This is a genomic window from Rhizobium sp. CECT 9324, from assembly GCF_918741265.1.
In the GTDB taxonomy this organism is placed as follows: Bacteria; Pseudomonadota; Alphaproteobacteria; order Rhizobiales; family Rhizobiaceae; genus Allorhizobium.
On record NZ_CAKKMZ010000001.1, the window covers coordinates 4,009,371 to 4,026,600 of the forward strand.

Annotated in this window: 13 protein-coding genes; 10 read left to right on the forward strand and 3 right to left on the reverse strand. The window is 62.3% G+C overall.

Annotation, left to right across the window (positions count from 1 at the left end):
* Positions 1-137: 137 nt before the first annotated feature.
* The 8 genes from LQ231_RS19380 to LQ231_RS19415 all read left to right on the forward strand — a co-directional run bounded on the left by LQ231_RS19380 (position 138) and on the right by LQ231_RS19415 (position 11,041).
* Complete coding sequence (locus LQ231_RS19380; RefSeq protein WP_230173059.1) at positions 138-1,625, forward strand: carnitine 3-dehydrogenase; 1,488 nt, start codon at positions 138-140, stop codon at positions 1,623-1,625.
* Between the two features lie 112 nt (positions 1,626-1,737).
* The gene (locus LQ231_RS19385; RefSeq protein ID WP_230173060.1) at positions 1,738-2,898 is read left to right on the forward strand and encodes an acyl-CoA dehydrogenase family protein; all 1,161 of its coding nucleotides are present in this window, start codon (positions 1,738-1,740) and stop codon (positions 2,896-2,898) included.
* Positions 2,899-2,903: 5 nt separating this feature from the next.
* The gene (locus LQ231_RS19390) at positions 2,904-4,985 is read left to right on the forward strand and encodes an acetate--CoA ligase family protein (RefSeq protein WP_230173061.1); all 2,082 of its coding nucleotides are present in this window, start codon (positions 2,904-2,906) and stop codon (positions 4,983-4,985) included.
* Between the two features lie 6 nt (positions 4,986-4,991).
* Positions 4,992-5,774, forward strand: coding sequence for a carnitinyl-CoA dehydratase (locus LQ231_RS19395; protein ID WP_230173062.1), 783 nt, complete (start codon positions 4,992-4,994; stop codon positions 5,772-5,774).
* Between the two features lie 132 nt (positions 5,775-5,906).
* Complete coding sequence (locus tag LQ231_RS19400; protein WP_230173063.1) at positions 5,907-7,484, forward strand: ABC transporter substrate-binding protein; 1,578 nt, start codon at positions 5,907-5,909, stop codon at positions 7,482-7,484.
* Positions 7,469-8,590, forward strand: coding sequence for an ABC transporter permease (locus LQ231_RS19405; protein WP_230173424.1), 1,122 nt, complete (start codon positions 7,469-7,471; stop codon positions 8,588-8,590). The genes LQ231_RS19400 and LQ231_RS19405 overlap by 16 nt, the downstream gene beginning before the upstream one ends.
* Complete coding sequence (locus LQ231_RS19410) at positions 8,590-9,417, forward strand: ABC transporter permease (protein ID WP_230173426.1); 828 nt, start codon at positions 8,590-8,592, stop codon at positions 9,415-9,417. Before LQ231_RS19405 ends, LQ231_RS19410 begins: the two co-directional genes overlap by 1 nt.
* Complete coding sequence (locus LQ231_RS19415) at positions 9,410-11,041, forward strand: ABC transporter ATP-binding protein (protein WP_230173065.1); 1,632 nt, start codon at positions 9,410-9,412, stop codon at positions 11,039-11,041. Before LQ231_RS19410 ends, LQ231_RS19415 begins: the two co-directional genes overlap by 8 nt.
* 228 nt (positions 11,042-11,269) lie before the next feature.
* On the opposite strand, the gene LQ231_RS19420 is transcribed toward LQ231_RS19415, so the two are convergent.
* Positions 11,270-12,064: a helix-turn-helix transcriptional regulator gene (locus LQ231_RS19420; protein ID WP_230173067.1), complete on the reverse strand. Its 795-nt coding sequence runs from the start codon at positions 12,062-12,064 to the stop codon at positions 11,270-11,272.
* 127 nt (positions 12,065-12,191) lie between these two features.
* On the opposite strand from LQ231_RS19420, the gene LQ231_RS19425 reads away from it, so the two are divergent.
* A complete protein-coding gene (locus LQ231_RS19425) occupies positions 12,192-13,778 on the forward strand; it encodes an ABC transporter substrate-binding protein (protein ID WP_230173069.1) in 1,587 nt (528 codons plus the stop codon).
* Positions 13,779-13,802: 24 nt separating this feature from the next.
* Complete coding sequence (locus tag LQ231_RS19430) at positions 13,803-15,806, forward strand: CocE/NonD family hydrolase (RefSeq protein ID WP_230173071.1); 2,004 nt, start codon at positions 13,803-13,805, stop codon at positions 15,804-15,806.
* On the opposite strand, the gene LQ231_RS19435 is transcribed toward LQ231_RS19430, so the two are convergent.
* Together LQ231_RS19435 and LQ231_RS19440 are read right to left on the reverse strand one after the other, a co-directional pair.
* On the reverse strand, positions 15,799-16,206 hold the full coding sequence (locus tag LQ231_RS19435) for an ACT domain-containing protein (protein WP_230173073.1): 408 nt from the start codon (positions 16,204-16,206) through the stop codon (positions 15,799-15,801). The genes LQ231_RS19430 and LQ231_RS19435 overlap by 8 nt on opposite strands.
* Entirely contained in the window at positions 16,203-17,135 is a 933-nt protein-coding gene (locus LQ231_RS19440) for an alpha/beta hydrolase (protein ID WP_230173075.1), read from the reverse strand. Before LQ231_RS19440 ends, LQ231_RS19435 begins: the two co-directional genes overlap by 4 nt.
* Positions 17,136-17,230 lie beyond the last annotated feature (95 nt).

The window sequence follows — 17,230 nt, forward strand, 5'->3', positions numbered from 1 at the left end:
TCTCCCCGCCTGCGGGGAGAAGGTGCCCGAAGGGAGGATGAGGGGTTTGACCTCCGACCTTCGTGATTGCCCCTCACCGTAACCCTCTCCCCGTAAGCGGGGCGAGGGGACTTCATTAAAAGCGGGACCGGAAGACTATGACCAGCATCACCAAGGCAGCCTGCATCGGCGGCGGCGTCATCGGCGGCGGATGGATCGCCCGCTTCCTCCTGGCCGGCATCGATGTCGCTGTCTTCGATCCACATCCGGAAGCCAAGCGCATCGTTGCCGAAGTGCTGGCCAATGCCGAGCGCGCCTATGCCATGCTGACCGGCTCACCGCTGCCAACACCCGGCAAACTGACCTTCTGCGAGACACTGGAGGAAGCGGTTTCAGGTGCCGACTGGATCCAGGAAAGCGTGCCGGAACGGCTCGACCTCAAGCGCGGCGTCCTGACCAAGATCGATGCGGCCGCAAAACCCGACGCCCTGATCGGCTCGTCGACCTCCGGCCTGCTGCCGACCGACCTGCAGCGCGACATGAAACACCCCGAACGCCTGTTCGTCGCCCATCCCTATAATCCCGTCTACCTGCTGCCGCTGGTCGAGATCGTCGGCGGCGAAAAGACCGCGCCCGAAACGATCAAGGCCGCCATGGATCGGCTTGGCCCCATCGGCATGAAGGGCGTGCATATCGCCCGCGAGATCGAGGCCTTTGTCGGTGACCGCCTGCTGGAAGCCCTGTGGCGCGAAGCCCTCTGGCTGATCAAGGACGATATCTGCACCGTCGAGACGCTGGACGACGTCATCCGCTATTCGTTCGGTCTGCGATGGGCCCAGATGGGCCTGTTCCAAACCTATCGCATCGCTGGCGGCGAGGCCGGCATGCGTCATTTCCTCGCCCAGTTCGGCCCCTGCCTGCAATGGCCCTGGACCAAGCTCACCGACGTCGTCGATCTCGACGATGCCTTGGTCGAGAAAATCGGCCAACAATCGGACGAACAGGCAAACGGCCTGTCGATCCGCGAACTGGAGCGCATTCGCGACGAAAACCTGGTCGGCATCCTGCAGTCGCTGAAGGGTGGCAATGGTGGCGACGGCTGGGGCGCCGGCAAACTGCTGAAGGACTTCGAGCAATCACTCTGGGCCAAGGGCAGCATCAAGACCGACCCGGACATCTCCCAGCCCCTGCGTCTCGTTGACACCAAGGTCAGCCCGGCATGGGTCGACTACAATGGCCACATGACCGAGCATCGTTATCTGCAGGTCTTCGGCGACACCACCGACGCCCTCCTGCGCCTGATCGGCGTCGATCTCGCCTATGTCGAGGCCGGCCACAGCTATTACACGGTCGAAACCCATATCCGCCATATCGGCGAGGCCAAGCTTGGCCAGGCGATCCATTCGACGTGCCAGCTGCTTTCGACCGACGACAAGCGCCTGCATGTCTTCCACACCATCCATGACTCGGCGAGTGACGACACAATCGCCACCGCCGAACAGATGTTGCTGCATGTGAATTCGGCTGCCGGCAAGACGGTTTCCGCCCCCGCCGACATCCTTGCCAGGCTCCGGCCGATCGCAGACGCCCATGCCGGGCTTGCCGCGCCTGATGGCACGGGCCGACAGGTGGGGCAGAAGAAATAGCCATGATCAAAACCGTTGCCCCTCATCGGCCCTGCCGGGCACAGCCTCCTCGCAAGCGGGACGAAGGCATGGTTGAGGGGCAAGGCATGTCGGGAAACACGGGAGAAAGCAGTTGAATTTCGGCCTCACCCAGGAACAGGAGATGATCGTCCAGACGGTGCGCGATTTCGTCGAGAACGAGATCTATCCGCACGAGGATCTTGTCGAGCGGACAGGGGACGTGCCGCCGGACGTCGGCGCCGAGATCAAGCGCAAATGCATCGAACTCGGCTTTTATGCCTGTAACTTCGCTGAAGAACTCGGCGGTGCCGGCCTCGATCCCCTCGCCTTCACCCTGGTCGAACGGGAACTCGGCCGTGGTTCCATGGGCCTGACCGTCTTCTTCGGCCGCCCTTCCGGCATTCTGATGGCGTGCGAGGGCGAGCAGCGCGAGCGTTATCTGCTGCCGGCCATCCGTGGCGAACGCGTTGATGCTCTCGCCATGACCGAGCCGGATGCAGGGTCTGACGTCCGCGGCATGAAATGTTCGGCACGCCGCGACGGCCCCGACTTCATCATCAACGGCACCAAACATTTCATCTCCCATGCCGATCTAGCCGATTTTGTCATCCTCTTTGCCGCCACCGGCGAGGAAGAGACCTCAAAAGGCCCGAAGAAGAAGATCACAGCCTTCCTCGTCGACCGCGATACGCCGGGCTTCGAGATAAGGAAGGGCTACGGTTCCCTCTCCCATCGCGGCTATCACAACAGCATCCTGACATTTACTGACTGCCGCCTGCCACAGGCGCAGGTTCTCGGCGAAGTCGATCGAGGTTTCGACATCGCCAATGAATGGCTGTCGGGCACCCGCCTGACGGTGGCCGCCACCTGCATCGGCCGCGCCCGCCGCGTCTTCGATATGGCGCTGCCCTATGCCGCCGAACGCCGCCAGTTCGGCAAGCCGATCGGGGCCAACCAGGGTGTCTCCTTCAAGCTCGCCGACATGATCACAGAAATCGATGCCGCCGACCTCCTGACGCTCTCGGCCGCCTGGCGCGTCAAGGAGGGCCTGCCCGCCAACCGGGAAATTGCCTCGGCCAAGCTCTATGCTTCGGAAATGCTGGCGCGCGTCACCGACGAAGCCATCCAGATTTTCGGTGGAATGGGACTGATGGACGATCTGCCGATCGGCCGCTTCTGGCGCGACGCCCGCGTCGAGCGGATCTGGGACGGCACCTCCGAAATCCAGCGCCACATCATCAGCCGCGACCTGCTGCGGCCGTTTGGAGCGTGATGGCAATGGAGGGATCTCTGCAACTTACCACCGGCAGCCGCCCCCTCGATCGCCTCATCCGCCCCCGTACGATCGCCGTCTTCGGCGGCAAGGAAGCGCGGCGCGTCATCGAGCAGTGCGACAAGATGGGCTTTGCCGGAGAAATCTGGCCGGTACACCCGAAACTCGACGCAATCGAGGGGCGTCGCTGCTACCGTTCCGTCGATGATTTGCCGGCCACACCCGACGCCGCCTTTGTCGGCGTGAACCGAAGTCTGACCGTCGAGATCGTCCGTGCCCTTTCAGCCATCGGCGCGGGCGGCGCGGTCTGTTATGCCTCGGGCTTCAGCGAGGCGGCGGGCGAACTCGCCGATGCCACCGACCTGCAGGCGGCCCTCGTCGAGGCGGCCGGTACCATGCCGATCATCGGGCCCAACTGTTACGGCCTGATCAACGGCCTCGACGGCGCCCTGCTCTGGCCCGACCAGCACGGCATCGGCCGGGTGGAAAAGGGCGTGGCGATCCTGACTCAGTCCTCCAACATCGCCATCAATCTCTCCATGCAGCGCCGCGGCCTGCCGATTGCCTATCTCATGACCGCCGGCAACCAGGCCCAGACCGGTCTTTGTGACATGGCGCTGGCAGCCCTCGAAGATCCGCGCGTGACGGCCGTCGGCCTGCATGTCGAAGGCTTCGACAGTCTGGCAGCCCTGCAGGTTCTGTCCGATCGCTCCCGCGAATTGAGAAAACCGGTTGTGGTGCTCAAGGTCGGGAAGTCCGAACAGGCCCGTCTGGCAACGGTCTCGCACACTGCCTCGCTGGCTGGCGGCGATGCGGTCGCCTCTGCCGTCTTGGCTCGCCTCGGCATTGGCCGGGTGTCAACTCTGCCTGAGTTGTTGGAAACCCTGAAACTCCTGCATGTTGCAGGCGCCCTCTCCAGCAACCGGCTCTCCTCGATGAGTTGCTCCGGTGGCGAGGCGTCGCTGGTCGCGGATGCCGCCTGGGGCAGTGCGATCGATTTTGGACCGCTGAAAGCTGAACAGCGGACGCTCCTGCGCGAGAGCCTGGGAGCGATGGTGACACTCTCCAATCCACTCGACTACCACACTTTTGTCTGGGGCGATTTCGACCGCCAGCGCGCCGCGTTCGCGGCTATGTTTGCTGGCGACTTTGCCCTCAATCTGCTGGTGCTAGATCTACCCCGCAACGACCGTTGTGATGATGCCGACTGGATCACTACCATCGACGCCGTAACCGCAGCCGCATGCGACACGGGGGCGCTCGCCGGCATCGTGGCCACACTGCCGGATAACATGCCGGAGGAGGTGGCGCTTCGTCTCATGAAGGCGGGTATCGTCCCGTTCTGTGGCATCGATGAAACCATTGCCGCTGCCGCAGTCGCAAGCGCCATCGGGTCTGCCTGGCAAAAGCCGGCCGCACTCCCCCTGCTTGCTATCCGACCAATTGTCGGCGAGCTGGAAACATTGAACGAATTTGATGCCAAGGCTGAACTCGCCGGCTGCGGTGTTTCCGTGCCGCGGGGTATGGTCGCAGACAGTCCCGAACAAGCCGCAGAACGGGCGGCAAGTCTTGGCTTTCCTGTTGCTCTCAAAGGCCTTGGCATCGACCACAAGAGCGAGGCCGGCGCAGTATTTCTCAACCTTTGCGATCATAAGCAGGTTGAACAGGCAGCCAAAGGCATGGCACCGATTGCGTCACAGTTTCTGGTCGAAGCCATGATCGAGCGGCCTGTTGCCGAGCTGATCGTCGGTGCCATCCGCGACCCCCTGGCCGGACTCGTTCTCACCCTCGGTGCAGGGGGTATTTTGGTGGAATTACTGCAGGATTCGGCAATTCTCACGCTTCCGACGACCGAACCGGCCATTCTGGAAGCGATATCATCCTTGAAGATCAAGAAACTCATTGATGGCTACCGCAACGCAACCGGCGGCGACCTGATAGCGACCATCAAAACCGTCGCAGCAACAGCAGATTATGTCGTAAAGAACGCTGCAACCCTGGAAGAACTCGACCTTAATCCATTGATGATCCTCAAGAATGGGCACGGTGCCGTTGCGGCCGATGCCCTCATTCGACAAAGGAGGTAGCATAGGTTGAACAGTCCCATTCGCACCCGGCGCGACGGCGGCATCTTCGAGGTCATCATTGATCGCCCGAAGGCCAATGCGATCGACCTCGCGACCAGCCGCGAGATGGGTCTGATTTTCCAAGGCTTCCGCGACGACCCGGATTTGCGCGTGGCGATTCTCACCGGCACCGGCGAGAAATTCTTCTGCGCCGGCTGGGATCTGAAAGCGGCGGCCGACGGCGACGCTGTCGATGGCGATTATGGCGTCGGCGGCTTCGGCGGATTGCAGGAACTGCGTCACCTGAACAAGCCGGTGATCTGCGCCGTTAACGGCATCTGTTGCGGCGGTGGCCTGGAAATTGCGCTGTCGGCCGATCTGATCCTTGCCGCCACCCATGCGACCTTCGCTTTGCCGGAAATCCGCTCGGGCACGGTGGCCGACGCCGCCTCGATCAAGCTGCCGAAGCGCATCCCCTATCACATCGCCATGGACATGCTGTTGACCGGCCGCTGGCTTGATTGCACCGAGGCCCACCGCTGGGGCTTCGTCAACGAGATCGTCGCGGCAGACCAGCTAATGGACCGCGCCTGGCAACTGGCGCGGCTGCTCGAAAGCGGTCCGCCGCTGGTCTATGCCGCCATCAAGGAAATTGTTCGTGAAGCTGAGGGCGAACCGTTCCAGACTGTCATGAACAAAGTCACCAAACGACAGCTGGCAACGGTCGACGCCCTTTACGCGAGCGACGATCAAAAGGAAGGTGCAAGGGCCTTCGCCGAAAAGCGAGACCCGATCTGGAAAGGAAAGTGAAAACGGCGACGGACATCGCGTCGTTCTTTTGCACATGATCACGGCCAAGACGGTTTGATGCGGAAGAGGAAACCGCGTCCTGCCAAATGTTCGGGAAGTTCTGTCAACGCACAATAACGAAGGAACAGGGGAATGACTGACTATTTGAACCACCTCGCCAAGGGCGGCTTGAGCCGCCGCGAATTCATGGGCCGCGCGCTTGCTGCTGGCGTCTCCTTGACGGTCGCAAGCCAACTTTTTGCCGACAGCGCCCAGGCACAGGAGCCGAAGCGCGGCGGTCATCTGAAGCTCGGCCTCGAAGGCGGCTCGGCCACCGACAGCAACGACCCGGCAAAATTCCTGTCGCAGGTGATGTTTTGCATCGGCCGCTGCTGGGGCGACATGCTGGTCGAATCCGAGCCGCTGACCGGCCAGCCGGTTCCGGCACTGGCCGAAAGCTGGGAACCATCGGCCGACGCCTCGACCTGGACCTTCAAGATCCGCAAGGGCGTCAAGTTCCACGACGGCAAGGACCTGACGATTGATGACGTCGTGAAGACCCTGCAGCGCCACACCGACGAAAAGTCGGAATCCGGCGCGCTTGGCGTCATGAAGTCGATCAAGGAAATCAAGGCCGACGGCGACAATCTCGTGCTGACCCTCACCGAAGGCAATGCCGACCTGCCGCTGCTGTTGACCGACTACCACCTCGTCATTCAGCCGAATGGCGGCTATGATGATCCAAGCTCGGCAAACGGCACCGGTCCCTACAAGATGACCAGCTTCGAACCGGGCGTCCGCGCCACCTTCGAGCGCAACAAGGAAGACTGGCGCACCGACCGCGGCTTCGTCGATTCAATCGAGATCATCGGCATCAACGACGCTACCGCCCGTATCGCAGCCCTGTCGTCCGGCCAGGTGCACTACATCAACCGCGTCGATCCGAAGACGGTATCGCTTCTGAAGCGCGCGCCGACCGTTGAAATCCTTTCGACGTCGGGCCGCGGCCATTATGTTTTCATCATGCATTGCAACACCGCGCCGTTCGACAACAACGACCTGCGCATGGCATTGAAATATTCGATGGACCGCGAAACCATGGTCGAGAAGATCCTCGGCGGCTATGGCAAGGTCGGCAATGACTTTCCGATCAACGAGACCTATGCGCTCTTCCCCGCGGGCATCGAGCAGCGCGCCTATGATCCGGACAAGGCCGCCTTCCACTACAAGAAGTCCGGCCATAGCGGCCCGGTCCTGCTGCGCACCTCCGACGTCGCCTTCCCGGGTGCTGTTGATGCAGCCGTCCTCTACCAGGAAAGCGCCAAGAAGGCCGGCATCGAAATCGAGGTCAAGCGCGAGCCGGGTGACGGCTACTGGTCCAACGTCTGGAACGTGCAGCCCTACTCCACCTCCTATTGGGGTGGCCGACCGACCCAGGACCAGATGTATTCCACGGCTTACCTTTCGACCGCCGACTGGAACGACACCCGCTTCCTGCGTCCGGACTTCGACAAGATTCTGCTCGAAGCCCGCTCGGAACTCGACGAGGCCAAGCGCAAGGAAATGTACCGCGACATGGCGATGATGGTTCGCGACGAAGGCGGCCTGATCCTGCCGATGTTCAACGACTTCGTGAACGCCGCCTCCAAGCAGGTGAAGGGTTACGTGCACGACATCGGCAACGACATGTCGAACGGCTATGTCGCGACCCGCGTCTGGCTCGACGCCTGATGACGGGCACTGGACCTTCCCAAGGTCCGGCCACGCCGAATGATGCACCCGGGGCTGAAGAGCCCCGGGTCGCGATCATTGCGGGTGGACCGGCACTCCTGACAGGGAGCGGAGCAAAAGGCGCCACCGCCGGTGGCATTCGGCTCCTGCGCAGCCCCCTCGCATCGCTGATCCTGCAACGCCTCGCCCTCAGCGTGGCGTTGCTGTTTGCCGTCTCCATATTGATCTTCGGCGGCGTCGAGGCGCTTCCCGGCGATTTCGCCACCACCTATCTCGGTCAGTCGGCAACCCCGCAGGCGGTCGACAACATCCGCAAGGATCTCGGCCTCGACAAGCCACTGACCGAACGTTACGTCACCTGGCTCGGCGGCGCCGTGCAGGGCGATTTCGGCACGTCCTGGGCGAGCCGCAATTCGGTCAGCGAACAGATCGGCAAGCGGCTCGGAAATTCGCTTTTCCTCGCCTTCTTTGCTGCGATCGTCTCCGTACCACTCGCCATCGGGCTCGGCATGCTCGCCGTGCAATACCGCAACCGCCTGCCCGACCGCATCATCAACATCGTCTCGCTGGCGGCAATCTCGCTGCCGGAATTCTTCATCGGCTACCTGCTGATCCTGTTCTTCGCCGTCAATCTCGGTATCGCGACATTCCCGTCCACCGTCTATGACAGCATGACTTTCCTTGAACGTCTGAAGGCCATCGCTCTACCAGTCACCACGCTGGTTCTGGTCGTGCTCGCGCACATGATGCGCATGACCCGCGCTGCGATCCTCAGCGTCATGTCGTCGGCCTATGTCGAGACCGCCGAGCTCAAGGGTCTGTCGAGCCTGCGCATCATCGCCCGCCACGCGGCTCCCAACGCGATTGCCCCGGTGATTACCGTCGTGGCACTCAACCTCGCCTATCTTGTGGTCGGCGTCGTCGTGGTCGAGGTTGTCTTCGTCTACCCCGGCATGGGCCAGTATATGGTCGATGCGGTGACGGTTCGCGACATGCCTGTGGTCCAGGCCTGCGGCCTGATCTTCGCCGCCTTCTACATTCTGCTCAACATGGCAGCCGATATCCTCGCCATTCTGGCCAACCCACGGCTGAGGCATCCACGATGATGAGATTTCGCGCAATTCCCATCAGCGCCTGGGTCGGTATCCTCGGCATCGCCATCGCGATCTTCGCCGCCATCTTCGCCGATTTCATCGCGCCCTACGGCGAACGCGAGATCGTCGGCGATATCTGGCTGCCCATGGGCGGCGACTTCCTGCTCGGCACCGACAATCTCGGCCGCGACCTCCTGTCGCGTTTGATCTTCGGCGCCCGCACCACGATCAGCGTCGCGCTGGCGGCCAGCATTTTGTGTTTCTCGCTCGGCATGATCCTGAGTTTTACCGCCGCCGTCACAGGGGGCGTGGTCGATCAGGTCCTTTCCCGGCTCAACGATCTGATGATGTCGGTCCCGGCCCTGATCCTTGCCCTCGTCATCCTCGCGGTGCTGCCGCAGAACATCTTCATCCTGATCACCGTCATGGCGGTGATCGACAGTACCCGCGTCTACCGCCTCGGTCGTGCCGTGGCGCTCGATGTTGCAGTGATGGAATTTGTCGAGGCGGCCAAGCTGCGCGGCGAAGGCAAGATCTGGATCATATTCCGCGAGATCCTACCCAACACGCTGTCGCCGCTGCTCGCCGAATTCGGCCTGCGCTTCGCCTTCTCGATCCTCTTCCTCTCCACTCTCTCGTTCCTCGGGCTCGGCATTCAGCCGCCGGCCGCGGACTGGGGCGGCATGGTCAAGGACAACAAGGACGGCATCATCTTCGGCATATCGGCAGCCCTCGTTCCCGGCGGGGCGATCGCAGCCCTCGCAGTCTGTGTCAATCTGGTCGTCGACTGGCTGCTCAAGCGCACGTCCAGCCTGAAAGGAGGACGCGGCGATGCATAACCTTCTGTCCGTCAAGAACCTCAAGATCGAGGCCACCAGCTATCCGCCCGGCGCGCCGCCCAAGCGGGTCACGCTGGTCGACAACGTCTCCTTCGACCTCGCCAAGGGCAAGGTGCTCGGCCTGATCGGCGAATCCGGCGCCGGCAAGTCGACCATCGGCCTCTCGGCGCTCGCCTATGGCCGTGGTGGTGCGGAAATCACCGGCGGCCAGGTCCTTCTCGACGGCACCGACATCCTGCCGCTCGGCAAGAACGGCATCCGCAAGATCCGCGGTGCCCGCGTCTGTTATGTCGCGCAATCGGCCGCGGCCGCCTTCAACCCGGCCCACAAGCTCGGCAATCAGGTGATCGAGGCCACCGTCATGCACGGCCTGATGAGCCGTGAAGAAGCCCGCAAGCGCGCCCTCTACCTGTTCCAGGTGCTTGGGCTGCCCAACCCTGAAACCTTCGGCGACCGCTTCCCGCACCAGGTCTCCGGCGGCCAGTTGCAACGCGCCATGACCGCCATGGCGCTCTGCTCCAACCCGGAACTGATCGTCTTCGACGAACCGACGACGGCACTTGACGTCACCACCCAGATCGACGTGCTGGCCGCCATCAAGCACGCGATCGAAGAAACGAATACTGCTGCCCTCTACATCACCCATGATCTCGCGGTCGTTGCGCAAATCTCCGACGACATCATGGTTCTGCGCCACGGCAAAACGGTGGAATACGGCCCTGTGCAGCAGATCATCGAAGCCCCGCGCGAAGACTATACCCGCGCGCTGGTCAATGTCCGCCAGACGGCCCGCGACGAGGCGCCCGACCAGACGAACACCCTGCTCAAGGTCGAGCATGTCAGCGCCCAGTATTCCAACGGCTTCAAGGTGCTGCATGACGTCTCGCTGCATCTGCCCAAGGGCCAGACACTGGCAATCGTCGGCGAATCCGGTTCGGGCAAATCGACGCTCGCCCGCGTCATCACCGGCCTCCTACCGCATAGCGAAGGCGGCGTCATCTTCGATGGCAAGCAGATGCCCCCCGCCCTGAAAAACCGTTCACGCGAGGACCTGCGCCGCATCCAGCTGATCTATCAGATGGCAGACACGGCAATGAACCCGCGCCAGACGGTGCGCGACATCATCGGCCGGCCGCTGACCTTCTACTACGGCCTGCGCGGTGCGGCAAAGACGGCAAGGGTGAAGGAACTTCTCGACCAGATCGAAATGGGCTCCGGCTTCGTCGACCGCTATCCGGCAGAGCTTTCGGGTGGCCAGAAACAGCGCGTGGCAATTGCGAGAGCGCTGGCCGCCAAGCCTGACCTGATCCTCTGCGACGAGCCGACATCGGCCCTCGATCCGCTGGTGGCGGAAGGCATCCTGAAACTCCTGCTGCGATTGCAGCAAGAAGAACAACTCTCCTATGTCTTCATCACCCATGACATCGGCATCGTCCGTGCCATTGCCGATTCCGTCGCCGTCATGCATCGCGGCAATCTGGTCCGCTTCGGTCCGAAATCGAAGGTCCTGGCACCGCCGTTCGACGACTATACCGACCTCCTTCTGAAGTCGGTTCCGGAAATGGAAATCGGCTGGCTGGAAAAGGTACTCGCCACCCGCAAGATGGCCAGCGCCGACAACTGAGGCCTTAGAGCGTTTCCGGGTTAGATTGAAGCATTCTGCCGGAGCAGGTTTTCGTTGGGGCAGAGACGATTGGCGAAGGGCATACCACCCGGTACGTCCGAGCCGATCGCCTCTGATCCCGGCGGAAAGATGCCCGGCCCCTCGGGTTGGCTGAAGCGGGCCGCATGGTTGCCCGGCCATGCGGCCCGCTTCAGCCAACAGAATGCTTCAATCTAACCCGGAAACGCTCTAGTAACCGCCGGGCACCGTCAGCACCTCGGCTGACGGCGTCTGGAGAAATTCACGCACGGTGGCCGGAAGCTGCCGTGCGCCAAACGAAAGAACCCCGCACCGCGCCAGCATCTGCCGCTTGTCGGGATCCTGGCCGATATGCCGCCAGATCACCCGCGACGCATAGGGCAGGTTTTCCTTGCGCCACGACACGCCCATCGTCGTGCCGCGCAGATAGACGCGCTGGTGCACATCAAACGGCATCAGGATGGTCTGCGACATCATCGGCTGGCGAGCGATGCTGCGCTCGGTGATGAAGATGCGGTTGCGCCAGAAGGCGGCCAGACCGACATATTTCGAATATTGCCGGATCTCGTTCTCGACGTCGCGAATGCGCTCGATCGATTTGACATGCACCGAGCCGTTTTCCTCCTGCAGTCTGGCACAGGAGCAGACGACAAGGCCCGGCCAGGACAGCGACAGATGATAGGTCTGGAAATAGCCGAGATGGCGGCGCAGCGCCTGCATGTCGCCCGGCAAGCCATCGAGCAGGTGCCCGCCATCGGCCAATCGCCGGTCCGGACGCTGCATGCGGGTACGAAAGACATCCGCCGAAAGATCGAAATCCTGCGCCGCCAGTCCGAAGAAGCCGGCGATGCGCGCGAGATTGTGGGCCGATGGCCGCGCTTCGCCGGAAATGTAGCGGTTGAACTGTTGCCTGTTCAGCCCGATGTCGCGGCAGATTTCCGAGATCGACCGCCGCGTCGCACAAGCCAGCCGGAGATTTTCAACGAATGCATCACGGCCTGCCATACACCAATTCCTTAGCGGCGAGAATAACAGCGTAAACCAGTGTAAAACAGCGTCAAGTCGCGAAATTGTAACGGCTGTGCTTGCCGCTAGGCTCCCGGTCAACAATCCACACAAGGGGCAACGAACAATGCGTGATTTTACCAAGAATTCCGGCCTGCTCGACGGCGGCATCAATCGCCGCGGTTTCCTCGGCGGCACGACGGCGCTCGGCCTTGCCGCAGGCTTCGGCGGCAGCCTTCTTCTGCCGAATGGTGCACGGGCACAGGAGCCCAAGCGCGGCGGCCATCTGAAGATGGGCCTCAAGGGCGGTGCCGCCACCGATACGCTCGATCCCGCCACCTACAGCGCGTCGGTTCTGTTCGTCGTCGGCCATCTCTGGGGTGACACGCTGGTCGAATCCGACCCGAAGACCGGTGCCGCCCTGCCCTCGATTGCCACCTCCTGGGAGCCGTCGGCGGATGCCTCCGTCTGGACCTTCAAGATCCGCAGCGACATCGCCTTCCACGACGGCAGCAAGATGACCGTGGCCGACATCATCGCCACGTTGAAGCGCCATTCCGACGCCAATTCCAAGTCCGGCGCACTCGGCCTGATGTCTTCGATCAAGACCATCGAGGAAAAAGCCGGCGACCTGGTGTTGACGCTGACCGAAGGCAATGCCGATCTCCCGTTGATGCTGACCGACTATCACCTGATCATCCAGCCGGGCGGCGGCGTCGACAATCCGACGGCAGCAATCGGCACGGGTCCCTACAAGTTGAAAAGCTTCGAGGCCGGCGTTCGCGCCACCTTCGAGAAAAATCCCGAGGACTGGCGCGCGGATCGCGGCTATGTCGACAGTATCGAGATCATCGTGATGAACGATGCGACCGCCCGCATCGCCGCACTCTCGTCCGGCCAGGTACATTTCATCAACAATATCGACCCGAAGACCGTGCCGCTTCTGAAGCGTGCGCCGAAGGTCGAGATCATCCGCAATGCCGGCAAGGGCTTCTATTCCTTCCTGATGCATTGCGACACCGCGCCCTTCGACAACAACGACCTGCGTCTTGCGCTGAAATATTCGATCGACCGACAGGAAATCCTCGACCGTGTGCTCGGCGGCTACGGCACGATCGGCAACGACTATCCGGTCAACAGCGCCTATGCGCTGGCGCCGGAAGGCATCGAACAACGCAGCTATGATCCGGACAAGGCAGCCTTCCACTTCAAGAAATCAGGCCATGACCGCCCGATCCTGCTCAGGACATCGGATGCCGCATTTGCGGGTGCGGTCGATGCTGCCGTTCTCTATCAGGAAAGCGCCAAAAAGGCCGGTATCGAACTGCAGGTGCAGCGCGAGCCCGAGGATGGCTACTGGACCAATGTCTGGAACGTACAGCCTTTCTGCGCCTCCTACTGGGGCGGCCGGCCGACGCAGGATTCGCGCTATTCGACATCCTATCTGTCGACGGCCGAATGGAACGATACGCATTTCAAGCGCGAGGATTTCGACAAGCTGCTGCTGCAGGCCCGCTCTGAACTCGACGACGCCAAGCGCCGCGAAATGTATCACACGATGGCAGTGTTGGTCCGCGACGAAGGCGGCCTCATCCTGCCCGTCTTCAACGACTACATCATGGCCGCGTCGACATCGCTGAAAGGCTTCGTTGAGGATATCGGCAACGACATGTCGAACGGCTATATCGGCAGCCGCGTCTGGTTCGACGCGTAAGTATTGGGGAACGGGGTTAGAAACATGTCCACACGCAGCTTTACCGTCATCGAGAACGAATGGATCGTGCTGGCCGATGGCACACGCCTCGCCGCCCGCATCTGGATGCCGGACGGTGCGGACGCCGACCCCGTCCCCGCCGTCTTCGAATTCTTGCCCTACCGCAAGCGCGACGGGACCAGCCCGCGCGACGAATCCACCTATCCGGTCTTCGCAGCCGCTGGCATCGCCGGCGTGCGTGTCGACATCCGCGGTTCCGGCGAGTCCGATGGCGTGATCGACGGTGAATATACCGAACTGGAGCTTGCCAATGCCTGCGAACTGATCGGCTGGATCGCCGAACAGCCCTGGTCGAACGGCTCGGTCGGCATGATGGGCATTTCCTGGGGCGGCTTCAACTGCCTGCAGGTGGCCGCCCTTCGCCCGCCTGCCCTGAAGGCCGTCATCTCGATCGCATCTACGACCGACCGCTACAATGACGACATCCACTACAAGAACGGCACGCATCTCTCGGCTCAGCTTTCCTGGGCCGCAACGATGCTCGCCTATCAGTCGCGCGCGCCGGATCCTGAAATCGTCGGCGACCGTTGGCGCGAGATGTGGATGGAGCGGTTGGAAAACGAGCCCTTCTTCATGGAGGAATGGCTGGCCCATCAGCGCCGCGACGCATTCTGGAAACACGGCTCGATCCGCGAGGATTTTTCCGCTGTCGAAGTACCGTCGCTGGTGATCGCCGGCTGGGCCGATGGTTACCGCAACACACCGCTTCTCGCCGTCGAAGGCATGAGCGACCGGTCAAAGGCCCTGATCGGCCCGTGGGTGCATAAATACCCGCATTTTGCCTGGCCGAAACCACGCGCCGATTTCCACGGCGAGGCCATCGCCTTCTGGAACCACTGGCTGCGCGGCGAGGAAAACGGCATCGAAAAACTACCCCAGGCCCGCGCCTATATCCTGGAAGGACCAAAGCCCGCACCACGCCGCGATGTTGATCCCGGCTTCTGGATTTCCAAGGACACCTGGCAGGCGCCGGAGATGCAATGCTTCTACGTCGAGGCTTTCGGCACGCTGACCGAAGGCCTGCCGGTCCCGCATGCGCCGGCCCATGACGTGCATCTGAAGTCGCCGCTCGATACCGGCACGGCCGCCGGCGAATGGTTCACGCTGAAGCCCGATGCGGAACTGGCCGGCGACCAGCGTATCGACGACGCCGGATCGCTGACCTTCCAGACCTCCCCACTCTCCGGTGCATATGACTTTCTCGGTCGGCCGGAACTTACCGTTACACTGAGCAGCGACGCCCCCGTCGCCAACCTGATCGCCCGCATTGTCGACGTGCATCCCGACGGCACGGCGACGCGAGTTTCGTTCGGCGTGCTCAACCTCACCCACCGCGACGGCAATGGCGACCCACGGCCGATGGAGCCCGGCAAGCCGACGCAGATCCGCCTTGTGCTCGACGCCTGCGGTTACCGCTTCAAGCCCGGCCATCGCATTCGCCTGTCGCTGTCGACCGCCTATTGGCCGATGATCCTGCCGTCGCCGACCGATGTCGGCCTGACCCTCGACATCGCCTCGCTCGGCCTCGCCATGCCGAAGCTGGGCGCGCATGACAGGTTCGCGATGAAGCAGCCGGACAATGCCAATCCGCTGCCGACCTATATCGAACATTCACCGGGCAAGACCGATCGCAAGGTCGTCCGCGACATGTCGGCCAATCGCACCGACTACACGATCTTCGAGGATACCGGCCTGTTCGAACATCCGGGCACCGGCCTGTCGACAAGACAGGTGCGCGACGAAACCTGGTCGATCTCACCCGGTGATCCGCTCTCGATGAACGGCACCTCGGTCTGGACCTGCGACATGCAGCGGCCCGGTTGGTCGGTACGCACGGTTTCCACCTCGCGCATCGCCTGCACCGAGACCGAATGGCTGATCAGCGCTTCTGTTGTCGCCTACGAGGGCGAGACCCGGGTCTTCGAAAAGACCTTCCCGCAAAAGGCGATACTCCGCGACCTTATGTAGTCGTCGACGACAATGCGCGGATCGCGGCGATGGCGCGATCCGCATCTGCCACCGGCACGAAAATATGGTCGTGGTAATAGGCAGCGACGACATTGGCGCTGATGCCTTGCTTGGTCAGCGCCGTCGCCAGAGCCGCCGTCAATCCGACCGCTTCGAGCGAGGAATGCACCGAGATCGTGATGCAGCGCAACGGCATGCTCGCGGTGATCCCCGCAGCGTCCGCCGCCGCCTTCGGTAGGATCAGCGTCAGCCCCTCCGCCTCGAAGAAAAGCCCTATCGGCTTCATCGCCAGGTAATCGGACGCCTTATCCGCAGCAACGGTCGCATAGACGAACTCGCCCTCGACCAGCCTTGGCTCCAGGCTCGCCAGCAGGACACTGAGATCGGAAATCCCGCTCATCCGGACACACCCGCCATCCGATTGATCGCCTGGCAGAGATGCGCAAAACCAGCACCTGCGCCCTCGCTCATGTGCCTGGCGCGCAACCAGGCATGCACCATCTGTGGCTCCTCGCGGAAGGTCGTGGCCACGCCCGCCTGTCTCAGCCTCTCGGCATAATGCCGGCCATCGTCGCGCAGCGGATCGAAATGCGCCACTGTAATATAAACCGGTGGCAGACCGGTCAGCGATTGCGCCAGAAGCGGATAGGCAACCACATCATCCGCCGGCGCCTGCAGAACAGCCCGGTAATAGCCGACATCCGCCGTCGTCAGCCCAGGCGCCTCGGCCATCTCCGCATAGGAACCCGACACCAAGTCGCCACCAAGCGCCGGATAGACCAAAACCTGCCCGACAATGCCGGACAATCCAGCATCGCGCGCCCGGACCGCCAGCCCCGCCGCGAGATTGCCGCCGGCGCTGTCGCCGATCAGAACGACCTTGCGCCGGTTCGCCAACAGATACGTCAGCACGGCAAAACAGTCGTCCGTCTGCGCCGGCCAGACATGCTCAGGCGCCAGCCGGTAATCGACGGAAACAAGTTCAGCCCCGGCATGCTCGGCGATCTCGGCGCAAATCGCATGATGGCTCTCAAGCGAGCCGACGACGAAACCGCCGCCATGAATGTAGTAAAGTTGCGTCTGCGTGCGGATCTCAGCTGGTCGGTAGCGCCGGATCGGGACTGAACCGATTTGGCTGTCTTCCGTCACCATGCCGTCCGGCAGCAGCCGATCGAAAGGGGCACAAAGCGCGTCATACCAGGCCCGCTGCTGGACGATCGAGGCATTGACGGCGTCTGGCGGATAGAACCCGTCGCAGATCTCCAGGAATTCCAGGATCGCCGGCTCGGAGGGGCGTGGCTGCGGATGGGTTGGTTGGTGAAGATCCATACGTAAAATCTGCCTCGGCGAACGACCTTTAACGAAACGCCGATGCTAGGCGCTTTTGCCGGCGAAGCAACGTGCATCCTCGCCATTCGGCATTT